This window comes from Methylobacterium symbioticum (assembly GCF_902141845.1).
GTDB lineage: Bacteria > Pseudomonadota > Alphaproteobacteria > Rhizobiales > Beijerinckiaceae > Methylobacterium > Methylobacterium symbioticum.
Genome location: NZ_CABFPH010000056.1, coordinates 1 through 19,214 on the forward strand (window position 1 = coordinate 1; position 19,214 = coordinate 19,214).

Here is a 19,214-nt window from a genome sequence, read left to right on the forward strand (position 1 = left end):
AGGCCGGTGCCCGTGCCCGTCGGGCCCGGCGGCCTCGCGGTCGCAGCGGCGCGGGCCCTCGAGCCGGCCGCGCGGCTGGCCGTGGTGACGCCGGCCCACCATTACCCGCTCGGCCACGCCATGAGCCTGGAGAACCGGCTCGACCTCCTGGCCTGGGCCCGCGCCGCGGGCGGCTGGATCGTCGAGGACGATTACGACGGCGCCTACCGCTATGCGGGGCGCCCGCTCGCGCCGCTGCGCAGCCTCGATCGCGACGGCCGCGTGATCTATGTCGGAAGCTTCTCGAAGGTGCTGCTGCCGGCCCTGCAGCTCAGCTACCTCGTCCTGCCGCCGGGCCTCGCCGAGCCGGTGCAGCGGGCGCTCGCCGAGGCCGGCCCCGCCCCGGCGGGCCTCGGCCAAGGTGCCCTGGCCCGCTTCATCGCGGAGGGCCACCTCGCCGCGCATCTGCGCCGCACGCGCCGGCTCTACGCCCTGCGCCAGGACGCCCTGCTCGCGGCGGCGGGACGGCACGCCGACATCCTGGACGTGGCGCCTCTGGCCGGCGGGATGCACCTCGTCGCCCGGCCCGGCCCCCTCTGGCCGTCAAGCCTGGGCGACGCACGGGCGGCCGCGGCCTGCGCGGCGGCCGGGATCGCTGCGGTGGCGCTCTCGGCCTATCACGCGGGCCCCGCCGCGAACGCCGCGAGCCCCGGCCTTCTCCTCGGCTACGCCGCCGTGCCGGAGCCCGCGATGGCGCCGGCAGTCGCACGGATGGCCGCGGCCTTGCGCGGCGCGTCGGCGGCCTGAAATCCGGCCGGCCGCCGGGATCACCCGGCCGGCGGCGTCAGGGTCAGCTTGCCCGTGAAGGGCTGCGACTGGTTGCGCGCGCTGGTGCAGGCGTAGCTGTGGTCGCCGGCGCCCAGGGTGCGGAATCGGAGCGTGCCCTGGCCGTTCTGCTTGACGAGATAGCCCTTCTCGCTCGCCACGTGCACGAGGTCGCCGTCAGCGTGGAGCACATGCGCGTTCTCGAACTGGCCCGGCGCGGTGATCGTCACCGGCGCGTTCACCCGGCTCACCACGTGGAGCGCCACGTTGGTGTCGGCCGGCAGGCGCAGCTCGGCGGGCGCGCAGACCGGCTTCCCGTCCGCCTCGCTGATCGTCAGTTCCACGGGCGGCATCACGTCGGTCGCGGGTTTCGGCAGGGGCTTCGATTCGGCATGCGCCGGGCCGGCGAGGGCCAGTCCGAGGGTGCAGGCGGCGAGGAGCTGTCGCATGGGATCCTTCCGGGGTCCTCTCGGCCGGGCGGCCGTCATCCCGAGGACAGGTCCGGCTGCGGGGCCCCGGTTCCGACGCGCGACGCGGCGCCGCGTCAGGGCTGGCCGATGATCGTGCGGCGGTCGCCCGCGCGGCGGGTGAAGCCGGCTGCGTCGAGATGCTCCAGGAGCGGGATCGAGAATTTTCGCGAGATGCCGAGCGCCGCACCGGCCTCGCGGGCGAGGAAGCCCGTCTCCGGCGCGGTCGCGTTCGGGAAGGCCGTGGCGAGGCGCGCGCGCGCGTCGAGGATCGAGTCCTTGTGGAACAGGACCGCGCGGCGCTGCACGCGGTCCACCGCGCGGATCACCGTGCCGGCCCCGATCAGGTAGGTCAGGGCCTCACGGCGGCGCGGGTCTCGCCCCACCGCCTCGGCCTCGTCGGGCGGCGAGAGGCCGGCCCGGCGGAATACGCTCTCCAGGCGGCGCACCACCTCGGTCTCGTTGCGGGCCGGATCGAACTCCGCCCGCCGGTAGAGGGCGCCGGTCTGGGCCACGGCGCCGCTCGCGATCAGGTCGCGCAACGCCGCGGAGGTCACCGTCTCGCCGAGGCCGAGCATGCGCAGGATGCGCTCGGCGGCGAGCCCGTGCTCCATCGGATGGTCGCGATGGTGGCGTCCGAGGGTGGCGAGCAGGCTCTCGCGGAGGGCCGCGAAGGCCGGCGCGCCGAGGAAGCGGTCGCCGATCTCGCGCGCGCCCATCGTCTCGAGGGCCCGGCGCACCCGATCCGGTGCGGCGCCGGCGAGGCGGGCGAGTTCGGGAAGGGGCGTGCCCGCCGCACCGGCCTGACCGAGCCGCGTGCCGAGGATGTCGGCCGGGCCGCCGCGGGCCAGGGCGGCAAGGTCGGACAACACCCGCGGATCGTGCCGCTTGCGGCGCCGGGCCACCGGATCGAGCACGCGGCCGCCCGCGATGGTGACCGAGGGCGCGTCGAGGCGCAGGACGAAGGGCTCGCGCGCCGGCACCGCGATCTCGGATTCGGTGTGGAGCTGGGCCTGTGCCGAGGCGCCGGGCTCCAGGGCGTCCCGGTCGAGCAGGCGCAGACGCGCCGGAACCTCCGTTGTGCCGAACAGCAGGCGGAGGGCGGTGCCGGAGGCCAGCGGTGTCTCCGCGCTCGCCGCGGCGGTCAGCGACACGTCGATCCAGCGGCTCTCCGCGAGCAGGCCCGGCAGGCAGAGGGCTTGGCCGCGGGCGATCTCGTCGAGGTCGATGCCGCGCAGCGCCACGGCCGTGCGCCGGCCGGGCTCGACGCTGTCGACCGCCCGGCCGTGAACCTGCAGCCCGCGCACGGTCGCCGTCTTGCCCCCCGGGACGATGGCGAGGGTGTCGCCGACGCTGAGCCGGCCGCGCCGCAGGGTGCCGGTGACCACGGTGCCGAAGCCGGGCCGGGAGAAGACCCGGTCGACGGGCAGGTAGGGGAAGCCGTCATCGGCGCGCGGCGGGGCCGCCTCGAGGAGCGCGGCGAGCGCCGCCGTCAGCTCCGGGATCCCCTGCCCCGTGAGCGCCGAGGTCGCCACCACCGCCGGATGGTCGAGCCCCGCGCGGGTCGCGGCCGCCGCGATCTCGGCCCCACGGGCCGCCAGCATCTCCGGGGTGGCGAGATCCGCCTTGGTCAGCGCCACGACGCCGCGGCGCACGCCGATCAGCCGGGCGATCTCCAGATGCTCCACCGTCTGCGGCTTGATGCCCTCGTGCGCGTCGACCGCGAGCAGCACCGCACGCATGCCGGTGGCGCCCGAGATCATCGCCCGGACGAAGCGCTCGTGCCCCGGCAGGTCAACGAGGTCGATCTCGCCGTCGCCGGGCTTCAGCAGGGCGAAGCCGGGCACGATCGAGACGCCGCGCGCCTTCTCTTCCTTGAGGCGGTCGGTCTCCATGCCCGTGAGCGCCCGAACCAGGGCGGTCTTGCCGTGATCGACATGCCCGATCACGCCGACAAGGAGGGTCTTCATCGCCAGTGCCATCGATTCCGATCGGTCCCGTGCCGCGTCCGGCTGGCTGCAAATTCCTAGTGGGTCAGGACGGGTCCGTCATCGCCGCGCCATGCGGCGATCCGCGCGCGCCGCTCCCGGCTCAGGATTTGAATTGTGCCCAAGCCATTTACGCACGAGTTAAGCATCGGGCAAGATGAATCTCGTGCGACGCACAATCCCAGCGGGCATCGCGCGGATGCTGCCATCCGCACGCCTGGCGAGAATGCCGGGCGGCACCGATCCCATCGCCGTCTCGCGCGTTGCCGGGCGGGGCATGAGCCTGCGATAGGTGAGGAGTTGCGATGCGTCCGCGCCCGATGCGGGCAGCGCGACGCTCGGCCAAGGGGAAGGATCTGCATGAGCGCGCCGCGCGAGGTCGAATTGAAGCTGGAATGTGGGGGGCCGGATCTCGCCGCCCTCGCCGCCCATCCCCTGCTGCAGGACGCCGAGGGCGCGCGCGACCTCATCGCCACCACCTATTTCGACACCCCGGACGAGGCGCTGCGCGAGGCGGGCCTGACGCTCCGGGTGCGCCGCCGGAACGAGCGTTTCGTGCAGACGGTGAAGACGGGCGAGGGCGGTGCCGGCCTGTTCGACCGGGCCGAGTGGGAGATGCCGGTCGCGGGCGAGACGCCCGATCTCGCCCTGCTCGCCGAGACGCCTGTTCCCGAGGTGCTGGGCAAGGCCGGAGCCGCCGATCTCGTGCCGCGCTTCGCGACGGTGGTGATGCGCTCCGAACGCAGCGTGGGCTACGGCGCCGCGCGCATCCTCGCCACCCTCGACGAGGGCCGCGTCGAGAGTGCCGCCGGCGACAGCCCCCTCTGCGAGCTGGAACTCGAACTCGCCGAGGGCTCCCCCGGCGATCTCTTCGCCCTGGCCCAGGCGCTCGCCGAGACGGTGCCGCTGCGCATCGGGGTGCGCGCGAAGAGCGCGCGGGGCTTCGCCCTGCTCGACGGCAAGGGCCTGCGGCCGAGCAAGGCCGAGCCGGTGGCGATGCCGGAGGACGCGAGCGTGGGCGAGGCCTTCCGCCTGATCGCGCTCGCCTGCCTGCGCCAGCTTCGGCTCAACGAGGAGGTCTTCCTGGCGCATCGGCCGCCCGAGGCGCTGCACCAGATCCGCGTCTCGATCCGCCGCCTGCGCTCGGCCTTCTCCCTGTTCAAGCCGGTGCTGGAAGGCGATCCGCGCGCGGCCGCGCTGTCGGAGGAGATCAAGCGGGTCACCGAGCCGTTCGGACCGGCGCGCAACCTCGACGTCTTCCTCGCCACGACGCTGCCCGCCGAGATGGAGCGGCGTCCCGACGAGCCGGGCCTCACCGCCCTGCGCGCCCGCCTGGAGGCGGAGCATGCCCGCGTCTATGCCCGGGTCTTCTCCGTGTTGGAGGCTCCGGAATGGCGGGTGCTGCTCCTCGACCTCCTCGCCTGGATCGAGACCGGCGCCTGGCGCGCGCTGCCCGCCGCCAACGCACCGGCGCAGGATTTCGCCGCCGAGACCCTCGACCGCTTCCGCCGCCGGGTGAAGAAGCGTGGGCGCCATCTCGACCACCTCGATCCGGAGGAGCGCCACCGCGTCCGTATCGCCGCGAAGAAGCTGCGCTACGGTGCCGAGTTCTTCGCGGCGCTCTATCCCGGCAAGAAGGCTGGCAAGCGCCACAAGACCTTCGTCTCGGCTTTGTCGGACCTCCAGGACCATCTCGGCGCGCTGAACGACCTCGCCACCGCCCACCACGTGATGGCGAGCCTCGCCGACCCGGAGGGCGCGCCCGCCGACGGCCAGACCGCCTTCGCGGCCGGGCTGACCGCCGCCGACAACGAGGCCCAGGCCGACGCGCTGCTCGCCAAGGCGGCCGAGGCGCATGCGGATCTCGTCGACGTGAAACCCTTCTGGCGTTGATCTCTTGTCCCGGAGGCGCCGGCCCGGTTCCCGTGAGCGGGTCCGGCGCATCCACGGAGACGACCCATGGCTGAGTCCTACCGCTTCGGCATCGAGGAGGAGTTCTTCCTGGCCGATCGCGGCACGCGCGGCGGCCCCGGCCCGCTTGTGGAGGAGTTCCACGCGGCGGTGGAGGCGCGGCTGGACCATGCCGAGCGCGAGCTCCAGCGCATCCAGATCGAGACCTGCTCGCCGCCCTCGGACAGCTTTCCCGAGACCGAGGCCCGGCTCGCCGCCCTGCGCGCCGGGCTCGCCGAGATCGGCGCCGAGCACGGCATCGCCGTCTTCGCCGCAGGCACTCACCCGACCGCCCTCTGGCGCAGTCAGCGCGAGACCCCGGCCGAGCGCTACCGCGGCATCGTCCACGACCTGCGCATGATCGGGCGGCGCAGCCTGGTCTGCGGCGTGCATGTCCATGTGGAGGTGGCGCGCCCCGAGGACCGGGCCGATCTCGGGCGCCGCCTGCTGCCCTTCCTGCCGCTGCTGCTGGCGCTCTCGACCTCCTCGCCCTTCTGGCAGGGGCGCCCGACCGGGCTCGCCGGCTACCGGCTGCGCGCCTATGCCGAGCTGCCGCGCACCGGACTGCCGGAGCTCTTCGACGATGCCGACGACTACGCGCGCTACCTGCGGGTGATGACGAGGGCGGGGGCGATCGCGGACGCCACCTATCTGTGGTGGAACCTGCGCATCTCCGCGAAATACCCGACGCTGGAGCTGCGCATCGCCGATGCCTGCCCGCTGCTGGCCGACACGCTCGCGGTCGCCGCCCTGTTTCGCTGCCTCGTGCGCCGGGTCGAGCGGGATCCGGGCCTGAATGCCCGCCTCACCGGCGCCTCGCGGGGCTTCGTGATGGAGAATCTGTGGCGCGCCCAGCGCGACGGCACGAAGGCCGCCCTGATCGACGAGGCGCAGGAGCGCGCGGTCCCGCTTCCAGAGGCGGTTGAGGCGGTGCTGGCGCTCGTCGCCGAGGATGCCGATTCCCTCGGCTGCGCCGAGGTCTGCGCCCGGGCGCGGAGCATCGTCGCGAACGGATCGAGCGCCGACCGGCAATTGCGGACCTACGAGGCGGCGCTGCAGGAGGGCGCCCGCCACCGCGACGCCCTCAACGCCGTGGTCGACTCGCTGGCCCGGGAGACCGCGGGCCGCCCCTGAGGGACGAGTCCGGCCGTCCCGGCGGCCTGCTCCTGGGGTGAGGAGCGCCGCCGGGCGGCTGCGTTAGGCCGGAGCGTCCTCCCGCCCCTCCGAACCCATGATCGCGGCCGAGCCGGTGACGTGGAAATCGAGCCGGAAGAGAACGAGGCCCACCTCGTTCGTGACCGACATGGTCCAGTCCTCACCGAGCTTCATGCGCCGGGCGCTGTCGGCGATCACTTCGCCCGCGAGGCGGATCGCCACGTGCTGCGCCTCGTGCCAATCGGCAAGCTCGCGGCCCGCGTGATCGGGTATGCTGACGCCGTCGTCGATGTTGAAGAAGAAGCGGGGCACGCGGCCATTCCACTCAGGAAGGCGGGAGCGCTGCCGCTCTCACTCACGGGCACGCCTCTGGTCGGAGCCCGCGATTGCCGTCGGTTCTCGCTGAAATCTCCGAGATGCAGCTATTACCTAAGTTAAGGATGCGGCGATCTTTGGAGTCGGCGGGCCAGTCCAGTCGGAGGGGGCGTCCGGGACCGGCCCGCCGGCCGCGCCGTCGCCGGGGCAGGTGCGGACGCGGTCACGGAGCTTGAGGGCGGCACTTTGCTGGAATGTGTCGGCGGTGCGACTCATGGATCCGGATGGGACGCTTGCGCCAGGGCCGCCTGCCATGGCCTAGACTGGCGGCGCATCGCCGTCCCAGAGCCCCATCCACCGCGCCATGAGCCTTCTTCGTGACCTGTTCGGACGTGTCTCGCAGACCGTGACCGCCTATGCCGGCGACAGGGTCCTGATGCTCGCCGCAGTCTCGGCCGCCGCCAACGTCATCGTGGCCGATGGCGAGGTCGCCAGCGAGGAATTCGAGACGGCTCTCGCCGGCCTGCGGGCGAACCCGATCCTGGAGAAGGGCTACGACGCCCTGATGCTGGAGACGGAGCTCTACGACGGCATCGCCCGGGCCCGCACCCGGGCCGGCCGCGCCGAGAACCTGCGCCATGTGGGCGCCGCCGCCGAGCGGCCGGCCGCCCAGCGCGAGGCGATCTTCCTCATCGCCGCGGACGTGGCCGACCACGAGGGGATCGCCGGCGTCGAGGCGACGGCGCTCCTGGAGATCGCGGCGGCCCTGCAGGTCGATCCGGAGGCGCTGCTCAGCGCCTCGCCCGTGCTGCGACGGGAGCCGTAGGGACAGGCATGCGGCGCGCGCATGCCTGTCCTATACCCTCCCCTGGCACCCCGGTTGCTCCCACGCCTCCGGTCCTGTCGTCTCCCGGCGGCGGACCGTACGGCGTGACGTGTGGCCGGCCATTGCCGGCGAGAGGATGAGAGCGTGGCAACAGACCAGACGAGTCCGGGCAAGACCCACAACCTGCGCATCGACGGATCGCGCCTGTGGGCGAGCCTGATGGAGACGGCGGCCTTCGGCGGGACGCCGGCCGGCGGCATCAACCGCCTGACGCTCTCGCCCGAGGACGGGCAGGTACGCGACTGGTTCCGGGCGGCCTGCGAGGCGGCGGGGCTGGAGGTCGGGGTGGACGCGCTCGGCACCCAATACGCGCTGCGCCGCGGGCGCGACATGAGCCGGAAACCCATCGCCTGCGGCTCGCATCTCGACACCCAGCCCACGGGCGGCAAGTTCGACGGCATCCTCGGCGTGCTCGCCGGGCTCGAGGTGATGCGCAGCCTCGACGATGCCGGGATCGAGACCGAGGCGCCCCTGCTCCTCGTGAACTGGACCAACGAGGAGGGCTCGCGCTTCGCCCCTGCCATGATGGCCTCGGCGGCCTATGCCGGGGAATTCACCACCGAGGAGATCCTGGCCAAGCGCGACGCAGCCGGGATCAGCGTCGCCGAGGCCCTCGACGCGATCGGCTGCCGCGGCCCCGAGCCGGTCGGCGGCCGCGAGATCGGCGCCTTCGTGGAACTGCATATCGAGCAGGGTCCGATCCTGGAGGCCGAGGGGAAGACCATCGGCGTGGTCGAGGGCGGCCAGGGCATCGCGTGGTTCGACGGCACTGTGACGGGGTTCGAGAGCCATGCCGGCACCACGCCGATGCCGCGCCGCCGCGACGCCCTGCTCGGCCTCGCCGAACTGGCGCTGGCGGTCGAGCGGATCGCCTGCGCCCACGCCCCCAGCGCCGTGGCGACGATGGGCGAGGCGGTGATCGGCGCGCCCTCGCGCAACGTGGTGCCCGGCCAGATCCGCTTCACCCTCGACCTGCGCGATCCGCGATCCGAGACCCTCGACGCGATGGAGACGGCGCTTCAGGAGGCCGCCGCCGAGATCGGGACCCGGCGCAACCTCGCGTTCCAGATCGAGCGGATCTGGCGCAAGGAGCCGGTGCCCTTCGATACGAAGCTCGTCGCCGCCGTCGATGCCGCCGCGGAGGCGCTCGGCCACAGCCGCCGCCGGATCATCTCGGGCGCCGGCCACGACGCCTGCAACCTCGCGGGCCGCGTGCCCACCACGATGATCTTCGTGCCCTGCAAGGACGGCGTCAGCCACAACGAGTCGGAATCGGCCACCCCGGCCGATTGCGCGGCCGGCGCCGACGTCCTCCTGCACACCCTGCTCGCCCTGGCGAACGCCCCGCGCGCCTAAACCTGAACCTGAGCCTGAGCCGCCGCGCCATGCCCGGCGCGGCGGTTTTCTATGCATGGATTTTAGGCACATAGTCGGCCCGCATCCTGTGCTGAAAATGTGCAAATTGGGGCGCTTCTGCTGTTCGGATTGGCAGAAGTTGGCCTGCCGATTGAATGCAACGCTTGCAACCGGTGCCTTTGCTGCGGATCTTCGCGCCCGTTCACGAGACCGCGACGGCTCGAAACCAGGCCCGGAGCGCACGATGCCAAATCCCGAAGCACCGACCACCGAGCCAGATCTCGCGGCCTACGCGGCGGCTGCGGCCCCCGTTCTCGGCCTCACCCTCGATCCGGCCTGGATCGCGCCCGTCGTCGCCAATCTCCGCGTCCTGCGCGCCGCCGCCGACCTCGTCGCCGGCTTTCCCTTGCCGGACGAGGCCGAGGCGGCCCCGGTCTTCGAGGCGTGACCGCCGTGACCGACTGGAGCACCGCATCCGCCGCCACCGTCGCCGAGGCGGTCTGCACCGGGCAGGTCTCTGCCCGCGCCGTGGCCGAGGCCGCCCTCGCCCGGATCGCGGCCGTCGATCCCCGCACCAACGCCTTCACCGACGTTCTGGGCGCGCGGGCGCTCGCCCGGGCCGACGCGATCGATGCGGGGATCCGTCGGGGCGAGGCGCCGGGTGCGCTCGCTGGCGTCCCCTTCGCGGTCAAGAACCTGATCGACGTCGCGGAGCTTCCGACCCGGGCCGGCGCGAAGATCAACCGCGATCGGGCGCCGGCCGCCCGCGACGGCGCCCTGGTGCGGCGCCTGGAGGCGGCGGGCGCCGTCCTCGTCGGCACGCTCAACATGGGCGAGTACGCCTACGACTTCACCGGCGAGAACGTGCATGACGGGGATTCGCGCAACCCGCACGACCTCGGCCATATGACCGGCGGCTCCTCCGGCGGCTCCGGCGCGGCGGTGGCGGCGGGGCTCGTGCCCCTCAGCCTCGGCTCGGACACCAACGGCTCGATCCGGGTTCCATCCGCCTTCTGCGGCTGCTTCGGCCTGAAGCCGACCTATGGGCGGCTGACCCGGGCCGGCAGCTTCCCCTTCGTCGGCAGCCTCGATCATCTCGGGCCGATGGCTCGCACGGTCCACGACCTCGCCCGCGCCTACGACGCCATGCAGGGGGAGGATCCGGAGGACCCGGTCGCCACGACCCGTGCTCCCGAGCCGGCGCTGCCGGACCTGGAGGACGGGCTCGGATCCCTGCGCGTCGCCGTGGCCGGCGGCTATTTCGCCCGCGGCGGCGACCCCGAGGCCTTCGCGGCCGTGGCCCGGGTCGCCGACGCCCTCGGCGCGACCCGGACGGTCGAGGTGCCCGAGGCCGCCCGCGCCCGCGCCGCCGCCTACCTGATCACCGCCGCGGAGGGCGCCGCGCTCCATCTTGACCGCCTGCGTGCCCGCGCGGGCGACTTCGATCCGGCCGTGCGCGACCGCCTGATCGCGGGCGCGATGATCCCGGCGCCCCATGTGGAGCGGGCGCAGCGCTTCCGCCGCTGGTATCGTGCGGCGGTCCTCGACCTGTTCCGCGAGGTCGACATCCTGCTCGCCCCGGCGACTCCGTGCCGGGCGCCGCGTTCCGGCCAGAAGACTTTCGTGATCGACGGCGTCGAGCTGCCGGTGCGGGCCAATATCGGCCTGTTCACGCAGCCCCTCTCCTTCATCGGGCTGCCGGTGGTGGTGGTTCCCGTCCGGCTCGACGACGGCCTGCCGCTCGGCGTGCAGGTGGTCGCCGCGCCCTGGCGCGAGGCCGACGCCCTGCGCGTCGCCCGCGTGCTGGAGCGGTCCGGCGCGGTCCGAGCCCCGGTCGCGGCGTTGGATTGAGGGATGTCCATGGTGATCGACGATCCCGCGGTGAAGGCCGAGGTCGAGGCGGCCTTCCGCGCCTACGAGGCGGCGCTGACCGGCAACGACGTGCCGGTGCTCGAGGCGCTCTTCCACGACGATCCCCGCACCATCCGCTACGGCGCGGGCGAGAATCTCTACGGGATGGAGGCGATCCGCGCCTTCCGCCGCGCCCGCGCGCCCGCCGGCCTGATGCGCGCGCTGCAGGATACGGTGATCACCACCTATGGCCGCGACCTCGCCACCGCGATGACCCTGTTCACCCGCGACAACGCGCCGGGCAAGGTCGGCCGTCAGAGCCAGACCTGGGTGCGCTTTCCCGAGGGCTGGCGGGTGGTCGCCGCCCATGTGAGCGTGATCGACGCGCCCTGAGGCGGGCCAGCCCGAGCACTCCGACAGACATTCCTGCACGCGGCCCGCGTCGCCTGCTGCCGGTAAGCTTGTGCCGCGGGCTCATGAGACCGTGGCTGATCTGAGGATGCTTTTCGAGCGTGACGCTCGGGCTGGACAATCAAGTCTTCACGTCACGCCGTCTCTTTGGCCGCGCCCTTGCATGGGGCCGGCTGTCCCCACGGGCACCCCGGTGCCCGCCCATGGAGCGAACCCCCTCGACATGTTGTCCCTGACGAAACGACTCGGCGCCCGCGCGGCGCTCGCCGCCGCCCTGCTGGTCACGGTGGCGATCCCCGGGGCATCGGCCCAGGGCGTGCTCCGGATCGGCATGACCGCCTCGGACATCCCGCTGACCACCGGCCAGGCCGACAATGGCGGCGAGGGCATGCGGTTCACCGGCTACACGGTCTATGACGGCCTCATCAACTGGGACCTGTCCTCCACCGACAAGCCCTCCGACCTGGCCCCGGGCCTCGCCGAGAGCTGGGCGGTCGACGCCACCGACAAGACCAAGTGGACCTTCAAGCTGCGCCCCGGTGTGAAGTTCCACGACGGTTCCGACTTCACCGCCGAGGCGGTGGTGTGGAACTTCGACAAGCTCCTGAAGAACGATGCGCCGCAATACGATCCGCGCCAGTCGGCGCAGGGGCGCACCCGCATCCCGGCGGTGGCGAGCTACCGGGTGGTCGACCCGATGACCATCGAGATCGTCACCAAGGCGCCGGACGCCACCCTGCCCTACCAGCTCTCCTGGATCATGATCTCCTCGCCCGCGCAGTGGGAGAAGCTCGGCAAGTCGTGGGACGCCTTCGCCAAGGCGCCGTCCGGCACCGGCCCGTGGAAGATGACCCTGTTCGCCCCCCGCGAGCGGGCCGAGATGGTCCCGAACGCGAATTACTGGGACAAGGGCCGGGTGCCGAAGCTCGACAAGCTCGTGCTGGTGCCCCTCCCCGAGGCCAATGCCCGCGTCGCCGCGCTCCGCTCGGGCCAGGTCGACTGGATCGAGGCGCCCGCCCCCGATGCCGTCGCCTCGCTGAAGGGCGCCGGCTTCCAGATCGTCACCAACGCCTACCCGCACAACTGGACCTGGCACCTCTCCCGGGTCGAGGGCTCGCCCTGGAACGACATCCGGATCCGCAAGGCCGCCAACCTCGCCATCGACCGCGAGGGCCTGAAGGAGCTGCTCGGCGGCCTCGCCATCCCGGCCAAGGGCTTCCTGCCGCCCGGCCATCAGTGGTTCGGCAAGCCGACCTTCGACGTGAAATACGATCCGGCCGCCGCCAAGAAGCTGATGGCCGAGGCCGGCTACACGCCCCAGAAGCCGCTCGCCATCAAGGTCGGCATCTCGGCCTCGGGCTCGGGGCAGATGCAGCCGCTGCCGATGAACGAGTTCGTCCAGCAGAGCCTCGCCGAGGTCGGCTTCAAGGTCGATTTCGAGGTGGTGGAGTGGAACACGCTGATAAACATCTGGCGCGCCGGCGCCAAGGCCGACATCTCGCGCGGCGTGTCGGCGATCAACTACTCGTACTTCATCCAGGATCCCTTCACCGGATACATTCGCCATCTGCAGAGCAACCTCGCGCCGCCGAACGGCACGAACTGGGGCTATTACAACGATCCTGAGATGGACAAGCTGTTCGACGGCGTGCGCAACACCTTCGACAAGGCTGAGCAGGAGACGATCCTGAAGAAGGTCCACGAGAAGTTCGTCGACGACGCGCTGTTCGTCATGATCACGCACGACGTCAACCCGCGCGCCATGAGCGCGAAGGTGAAGGGCTTCAAGCAGGCGCAGAACTGGTTCCAGGACTTCTCGCAGATCACCATGGCGACCGCCGGCCGATAGGCCCCGGAACCGCGACAGACCCCCTCTCCCGTTCGGGAGAGGGTTGGGGTGAGGGTTGAGAAGCCTCCGGAGAGGTCGAGACGGCGCTGCGGTTCTCGCGGAGCGCCATCCTGACAGTTCTCGACCCTCACCCTGTCCCTCTCCCGAACGGGAGAGGGGACCCGCGCCCTCCCCTGCATTTGGGGCGTGACCGGACGCGTACCGTTAAAACAGACAGAGCCGGACAGCCGATGCTGCTCTACATCCTGAAACGCCTGATCTACGTCACGCCCGTCGCCTTCGGCGTCAGCGTGGTCTGCTTCCTGCTCGTCCATCTCGCGCCGGGCGATCCGCTGAGCGCCGTGCTGCCGGCCGACGCCACCCAGGCGACCATCGACGAGATGCGCTCCGCCTACGGCTTCGACAAGCCGCTCCCGGTCCAGTACGCGATCTGGCTCTGGCACGTGCTCCAGGGCGATCTCGGCACCTCCATCGCCACCGGGCGGCCCGTGCTCGGCGAGGTCTCCCGCGCCGTCGTGAACAGCCTGATCCTCGCCTCGGTGGCGACGCTGATCGGCTTCACCTTCGGCACGCTGTTCGGCTTCGTGGCCGGCTACCGCCGCAACTCGGTCCTCGACCGGGCCGCCTCGGCCCTTTCCGTCTTCGGCGTGAGCGTGCCGCATTACTGGCTCGGCATGGTCCTCGTGATCATCTTCTCCGCGACGCTCGGCTGGCTGCCGCCGACCGGCGCGGGGCCCGACGGCTCCGGCAACTGGCGGCCCGATTTCGAACACCTGCGCTACATCATCCTGCCGGCGGTCACGATGTCGGTGATCCCCACCGGCATCATCGCCCGCACCGTGCGCGCGCTCGTGGCCGACATCCTGGCCCAGGACTTCGTGGAGGCGCTGCGCGCCAAGGGAATGGACGAGTGGGGCGTGTTCAAGCACGTGGTGCGCAACGCCGCGCCGACCGCCCTCGCCATCATGGGCCTGCAGCTCGGCTACCTGCTCGGCGGCTCGATCCTGATCGAGACCGTGTTCGCCTGGCCCGGCACCGGCTTCCTTCTCAACGCCGCGATCTTCCAGCGCGACCTGCCGCTGCTCCAGGGCTCCATCCTGGTGCTCGCGATGTTCTTCGTCCTGCTCAACCTCATCGTCGACGTGATGCAGACCGCCCTCGATCCGCGCATCGAGCGGGCCTGAGCCGGAGAGTGCCATGACAGCCCCCGTCACCGCCGCCTCCGTCGCCCTCGACGGCGCAGTCACCACCGCCCCGCCCGCGGAGGCCGAGGCCTTCATCCCCTCCCGCGGCTTCTGGGGCCATGTCGGCCACCGGCTGGTCCGCGATCCCGTCGCCATGGCGGCGGGCGCCGTGATCCTGCTCATCATCGCGGTCGCGATCCTGTCGCCCTGGATCACGCCGATGGACCCCTACAAGGGCTCGATGCTGCGCCGCCTGCGCCCCATCGGCGACGCCACCTACTGGCTCGGCTCGGACGAACTCGGCCGCGACATGCTGAGCCGGCTCATGGTCGGCGCTCGCCTGTCGCTGTTCATGGGCGTCACGCCGGTGCTGATCGCCTTCGCCATCGGCTCGGCCATCGGCATCCTGGCCGGCTATGTCGGCGGCTGGACGAACACGATCCTGATGCGCACCATCGATGTGTTCTTCGCCTTCCCCTCGGTGCTGCTGGCGATCGCGCTGTCGGGCGCGCTCGGCGCCGGCATCTTCAACGCCATCGTCTCGCTGACCTGCGTGTTCGTGCCCCAGATCGCGCGCGTCGCCGAGAGCGTCACCACCGGCATCCGCCGCCGCGACTATATCGACGCGGCCAAGCTCTCCGGTGCCTCGGCGCTGACGATCATGCGGGTGCAGGTGCTCGGCAACGTGGTCGGGCCGATCTTCGTCTACGCGACCTCGCTGATCAGCGTCTCGATGATCCTGGCCTCGGGCCTCTCCTTCCTCGGCCTCGGCGTGCGCCCGCCCGAGCCCGAATGGGGCCTGATGCTGAACACCCTGCGCACCGCGATCTACGTGAACCCGATGGTCGCCGCTTTGCCGGGGCTCGCCATCTTCATCGTCTCGATCTCGTTCAACCTGTTCTCGGACGGCCTGCGGACGGCCATGGAGATCCGCCAGTGAGCGTCTCGCCCCTGATCCAGACCGACCTCGATCCGCGCGACCGCGGCGGCCCGGCCCAGCCCCTGCTCTCGGTCTCGGGACTGATCAAGCATTTCCCCGTCCGCAAGGGGCTCGGCGGCCAGAAGCAGGTCGTCCGCGCCGTGGACGGCGTCGACTTCGAGACGCTGAAGGGTGAGACGCTCGGCATCGTCGGCGAATCCGGCTGCGGCAAGTCGACGACGGCCAAGCTCCTGATGGGCCTGATCGAGCGCGATTCCGGCGAGATGCTGTTCGACGGCGAGCCGGTGGGCGGGCGGGCCCTGCCCTGGCGGGCCTATCGCCGCCAGGTCCAGATGGTGTTCCAGGACTCTTACGCCTCGCTCAACCCGCGCATGACGGTGGAGGCCTCGATCGCCTTCGGCCCGAAGGTGAACGGGGTGCCGGGCCGGCAGGCGGTGGAGCGCGCCCGCGGCCTGCTGGCGCGCGTCGGGCTGGAGCCGAAGCGGTTCGCCGGCCGCTATCCGCATGAATTGTCCGGCGGCCAGCGCCAGCGCGTGAACATCGCCCGGGCACTGGCCCTCGAGCCGCGCCTCGTGCTGCTCGACGAGGCGGTCTCCGCCCTCGACAAGTCGGTGGAGGCGCAGGTGCTGAACCTGCTCCTCGATCTGAAGGCCGAGTTCGGCCTGACCTACATCTTCATCAGCCACGACCTCAACGTGGTGCGCTTCATCTCCGATCGAGTGATGGTGATGTATCTCGGCCGGGTCAGCGAGATCGGCCCCTCGGACGCGGTGCTGGCCGAGCCCGCGCACCCCTATACGGGCGCGCTGCTGCACTCGATGCCCTCCCTCGATCCGGACAACCGCACCCAGGTGGCGCTGCTCGCGGGCGACCCGCCGAACCCGATCGATCCGCCGCCGGGCTGCCGCTTCAACCCGCGCTGCAAGCTCGTCGCGCCGGTCTGCTCCAGCATCGAGCCGCCCCTCGACCCAGTCGCGCCGGCCCACCGCGCCGCCTGCCTCGCGCGCCAGCCCGGCTCCGGTCATCCGGACGCGCCGGCGGCGCTGGCGGCGGCCTGAGCGGGAGAGGATCATCCATGTCTGAGACACCCGCCGTCGAACTCGGCGACCTGAAGGTCGGCTTCGGCAAGATCCGTGTGGTCGACGGCGTCGACCTCACCCTCGAGCGCGGCCAGGCCATGGCGCTCATCGGTGAATCGGGCTCCGGCAAGAGCGTGACGCTCCGCGCCATCCTGCGCCTGTTCCCGGAGGGGCGCAGCCGGATCACCGGTACGCTCAAGGTCGCCGGCCGCGACGTGCTCGCCCTGTCCAAGCGCGAGCTCGCCGATTTCCGCGGGCGCACCGTGTCGATGATCTTCCAGGAGCCCCTGCTTGCCTTCGACCCCGTCTACACGGTGGGCCAGCAGATCACCGAGGCGATCCTGCGCCACGAGAAGGTCTCGAAGGCCGAGGCCCGCAAGCGGGCGCTGGCCCTGTTCGAGCGGGTCCGCATCCCGAGTCCGGAGCGGCGCCTCGACAATTACCCGCACGAGATGTCGGGCGGCATGCGCCAGCGCGCGATGATCGCCCTGGCGCTGGCCTGCCGGCCGCAGGTGCTGCTGGCCGACGAGCCGACCACGGCCCTCGACGCCACGGTGCAGATCCAGATCCTGCTGCTGCTGCGCGAGTTGCAGCGCGATCTCGGCCTGTCGATCATCCTGGTGACCCACGATCTCGGCGCCGCCGTCGAGGTCGCCGACCGAATCAGCGTGATGTATGCCGGCCATGTGGTGGAGACCGGCAGCGCGCATCAGATCGTGCGCGATCCGCACCATCCCTACACGATCGGCCTGCTGCGCAGCCGCGCCGAGGGGGCGATGGACAAGGGCGCCCGCCTGCAGACCATCCCGGGGAGCCCGCCGGACCTCTCGAACCGGCCGCCCGGCTGCCCCTTCGCCCCGCGCTGCTTCCTCGCCGCGGAGAGGTGCCGCCAGGAGATGCCGCCGGTGGCCGAGATCGCGCCCGGGCACCGGGTCGCCTGCTGGCGCACGGAGGAGGCCGCGGCGGCCTTCCGTGCGGGGGAAGCCGCCCACGAGGCCGTGCCGGCCTGAGCCTCGGCGTGGGGCGGCCGTGACGCCGGCCGCCTTCATGGGAATGGCGTGGACGGTTGCGGCCGAGGTGCTCTGTTTCTGCCTTAATTTTGCGTTACGAATTCAGCCGGGATTTAAGTGCTCGGCGGAACCCGACCTTTCGGGCTGGCGGAGCATTCTGTATCAGCTCCAGACGCTAGGTCGATGGTCCCGTCCGTGATCGCCACCGCTCTCCGTTCCGCCACGAAGTCCGTCCGCAGCCTCGCGCGCACTGCCGGGGTGATCACCGGGCTCATGCTGCTACCGACGGCGGTGCTGGCCACCGCCGATCTCCTGCCGGCCTCGCTCGACCTCACCCTCCTCGGGATCGATTCGGGCACGGAGGCGGACCTGCCGCACGTCGCCCGCCAGATCGCGATCGGCGCCCCGCTGCGGATCGTGGCCTTCGGCTCCTCCTCGACCGAGGGCATCGGCGCCAGCAGCCCGTCCAAGGCCTATCCGGCCCTGCTCGAGGCGGCGTTGCGCAAGACCTATCCGCAGCTCGGCGGCGTCACGGTGCTCAACCGCGGTATCGGCGGCGAGCACACGGACGACATGCTGCGCCGCCTCGACCGCGACGTGATCCAGGCCGAGCCGCAGCTCGTGATCTGGCAGACCGGCAGCAACGACCCGCTGCGCGGCGTCTCGGTGGAGCATTTCCGCGAGGCGACGGTGGGCGCCATCAAGCGGATGCAGGAGGCCGGCATCGACGTGGTGCTGATGGAGCCGCAATGGTGCCCGACCCTGGACGCCACGCCCGGCTCCGCCCGCTTCCGCGACGCGGTGCGCGAGATCGGTGACGAGCTCGGCGTGCCGGTGATCCGCCGGTCCGACCTGATGCAGACCTGGATCCGCGAGGGGAAGCTGACCCGCAAGCAGCTCTTCGCCTCGGACGGCCTCCACATGGCCGATGGCGGCTACGCCCTCCTCGCCGAGGCCGCGGCCCGGGCGATCACCGAAGATTCCGGCCGCGCCCAGGTCGCCGAGGCCGTCGCGGAGTAAGCCCGGGATGGGGTGTCGGGGCGAAGCCCTGACAGGGTTTCCAGGGCTCTGCCCTGGACCCACGAAAGGGATGATCCCTTTCGAAACCCGAACCTAGACCGAGAGCCAGCGCAGCACCTCGGCCTCGTTCATGCTGCCGCGCGGTCCCGCATCGACCACTTGCCCCCGGTCCATCACCGCGTAGGTGTCGCAGAGGTCGCGGGCCCATTCGAAATACTGCTCCACCAGCACGATCGCCATCTCGCCCTTGCCGCGCAGATAGGTGATGGCCCGGCCGATATCCTTGATGATCGAGGGCTGGATGCCTTCCGTCGGCTCGTCGAGCACGAGGAGCCGCGGCCGTGTCACCAGGGCGCGGGCGATGGCGAGCTGCTGCTGCTGGCCGCCCGAGAGGTCGCCGCCGCGCCGGTGCAGCATGTCCTTCAGGACGGGGAACAGGTCGTAGATCTCGGCCGGGACGTAACGGTCCTTCCGCTTGCACGGTGCGAAGCCGGTCTCGAGATTCTCCTTCACGGTGAGGAGCGGGAAGATCTCGCGGCCCTGCGGCACGAAGGCGACGCCCGCCCGCGCCCTGTCGTAGGGCGCGAGCCCCGAGAGCAGGGTATCGCCGAGGCGGATCGAGCCCTTGGCGATCGGCTGCTGCCCGACGATGGCGCGCATCAGCGAGGTCTTGCCGACGCCGTTGCGGCCGAGCACGGCGGTGACCTGGCCCGGCTCCGCGGTGAGCGAGACGCCGCGCAACGCCTTCGCGGCGCCGTAGTAGAGATCGATGGAGTCGACCGTCAGCATCGCTCAGCGCCTCTATGAGATATGGGGATCCCAAAGGGCCTCCAGGCCCTTTGGCGGGGTCCCGGGGCGCGCAGCCCCGGGTTCGAAGCCCACGACCCGGCAAGGCCGGGACGAGGGCTTCGATTGCAGGGCCGAGATCTGGACCCGTGCCTGCACCCGC

General features: G+C 71.7%; 18 protein-coding genes. 14 read left to right on the plus strand and 4 right to left on the minus strand.

All coding sequences use genetic code 11. The features are described from left to right. Positions 1-786: aminotransferase-like domain-containing protein (locus MET9862_RS17925; RefSeq protein WP_142584263.1), on the plus strand; the 786-nt coding region annotated here is incomplete at its 5' end. Positions 787-806: 20 nt separating this feature from the next. Here MET9862_RS17925 and MET9862_RS17930 read toward each other — a convergent pair. Then, entirely contained in the window at positions 807-1,253 is a 447-nt protein-coding gene (locus tag MET9862_RS17930) for an anaerobic typically selenocysteine-containing protein (RefSeq protein ID WP_142584264.1), read from the minus strand. Positions 1,254-1,348: 95 nt separating this feature from the next. Then, positions 1,349-3,241, minus strand: a complete 1,893-nt coding sequence (gene selB, locus MET9862_RS17935) for a selenocysteine-specific translation elongation factor (protein WP_244612776.1) — start codon at positions 3,239-3,241, stop codon at positions 1,349-1,351. 378 nt (positions 3,242-3,619) lie between these two features. Here selB and MET9862_RS17940 point away from each other — a divergent pair, with 378 nt between their 5' ends. Both MET9862_RS17940 and MET9862_RS17945 read left to right on the plus strand, forming a co-directional pair. Next, positions 3,620-5,152, plus strand: a complete 1,533-nt coding sequence (locus MET9862_RS17940) for a CYTH and CHAD domain-containing protein (RefSeq protein ID WP_142584266.1) — start codon at positions 3,620-3,622, stop codon at positions 5,150-5,152. Positions 5,153-5,218: 66 nt separating this feature from the next. Beyond that, positions 5,219-6,343 (plus strand): carboxylate-amine ligase, encoded by a 1,125-nt coding sequence (locus tag MET9862_RS17945; protein ID WP_142584267.1) that lies wholly within the window; start codon positions 5,219-5,221, stop codon positions 6,341-6,343. 63 nt (positions 6,344-6,406) lie between these two features. On the opposite strand, the gene MET9862_RS17950 is transcribed toward MET9862_RS17945, so the two are convergent. Further along, a complete protein-coding gene (locus MET9862_RS17950; protein ID WP_142584268.1) occupies positions 6,407-6,676 on the minus strand; it encodes a DUF6894 family protein in 270 nt (89 codons plus the stop codon). Between the two features lie 367 nt (positions 6,677-7,043). Here MET9862_RS17950 and MET9862_RS17955 point away from each other — a divergent pair, with 367 nt between their 5' ends. The 11 genes from MET9862_RS17955 to MET9862_RS18005 all read left to right on the plus strand — a co-directional run bounded on the left by MET9862_RS17955 (position 7,044) and on the right by MET9862_RS18005 (position 18,265). Beyond that, positions 7,044-7,505, plus strand: coding sequence for a tellurite resistance TerB family protein (locus tag MET9862_RS17955; protein ID WP_142584269.1), 462 nt, complete (start codon positions 7,044-7,046; stop codon positions 7,503-7,505). Positions 7,506-7,649: 144 nt separating this feature from the next. Beyond that, complete coding sequence (locus MET9862_RS17960) at positions 7,650-8,921, plus strand: Zn-dependent hydrolase (RefSeq protein ID WP_142584270.1); 1,272 nt, start codon at positions 7,650-7,652, stop codon at positions 8,919-8,921. A 244-nt stretch (positions 8,922-9,165) separates the two neighbouring features. Then, positions 9,166-9,369: a DUF4089 domain-containing protein gene (locus MET9862_RS17965; protein ID WP_142584271.1), complete on the plus strand. Its 204-nt coding sequence runs from the start codon at positions 9,166-9,168 to the stop codon at positions 9,367-9,369. Continuing rightward, positions 9,366-10,772, plus strand: a complete 1,407-nt coding sequence (locus MET9862_RS17970) for an AtzE family amidohydrolase (RefSeq protein ID WP_142584272.1) — start codon at positions 9,366-9,368, stop codon at positions 10,770-10,772. Before MET9862_RS17965 ends, MET9862_RS17970 begins: the two co-directional genes overlap by 4 nt. Before the next feature lie 9 nt (positions 10,773-10,781). Then, the gene (gene hpxZ / locus MET9862_RS17975) at positions 10,782-11,165 is read left to right on the plus strand and encodes an oxalurate catabolism protein HpxZ (RefSeq protein ID WP_142584290.1); all 384 of its coding nucleotides are present in this window, start codon (positions 10,782-10,784) and stop codon (positions 11,163-11,165) included. Between the two features lie 241 nt (positions 11,166-11,406). Then, positions 11,407-13,032 carry an ABC transporter substrate-binding protein gene (locus MET9862_RS17980; protein ID WP_142584273.1) on the plus strand — a complete coding sequence of 542 codons (1,626 nt, stop codon included), beginning with the start codon at positions 11,407-11,409 and terminating at the stop codon, positions 13,030-13,032. Positions 13,033-13,262: 230 nt separating this feature from the next. After that, on the plus strand, positions 13,263-14,216 hold the full coding sequence (locus tag MET9862_RS17985) for an ABC transporter permease (protein WP_142584274.1): 954 nt from the start codon (positions 13,263-13,265) through the stop codon (positions 14,214-14,216). 13 nt (positions 14,217-14,229) lie between these two features. Then, positions 14,230-15,156, plus strand: coding sequence for an ABC transporter permease (locus tag MET9862_RS17990; RefSeq protein ID WP_142584275.1), 927 nt, complete (start codon positions 14,230-14,232; stop codon positions 15,154-15,156). A 14-nt stretch (positions 15,157-15,170) separates the two neighbouring features. Further along, positions 15,171-16,214 (plus strand): ABC transporter ATP-binding protein, encoded by a 1,044-nt coding sequence (locus tag MET9862_RS17995; protein ID WP_142584291.1) that lies wholly within the window; start codon positions 15,171-15,173, stop codon positions 16,212-16,214. A gap of 17 nt (positions 16,215-16,231) precedes the next feature. Beyond that, positions 16,232-17,245: an ABC transporter ATP-binding protein gene (locus tag MET9862_RS18000; RefSeq protein WP_142584276.1), complete on the plus strand. Its 1,014-nt coding sequence runs from the start codon at positions 16,232-16,234 to the stop codon at positions 17,243-17,245. A gap of 273 nt (positions 17,246-17,518) precedes the next feature. After that, positions 17,519-18,265 carry an SGNH/GDSL hydrolase family protein gene (locus MET9862_RS18005; protein ID WP_244612777.1) on the plus strand — a complete coding sequence of 249 codons (747 nt, stop codon included), beginning with the start codon at positions 17,519-17,521 and terminating at the stop codon, positions 18,263-18,265. Between the two features lie 93 nt (positions 18,266-18,358). On the opposite strand, the gene urtE is transcribed toward MET9862_RS18005, so the two are convergent. Further along, entirely contained in the window at positions 18,359-19,054 is a 696-nt protein-coding gene (gene urtE, locus MET9862_RS18010; protein ID WP_142584278.1) for an urea ABC transporter ATP-binding subunit UrtE, read from the minus strand. Between the last annotated feature and the right edge of the window lie 160 nt (positions 19,055-19,214).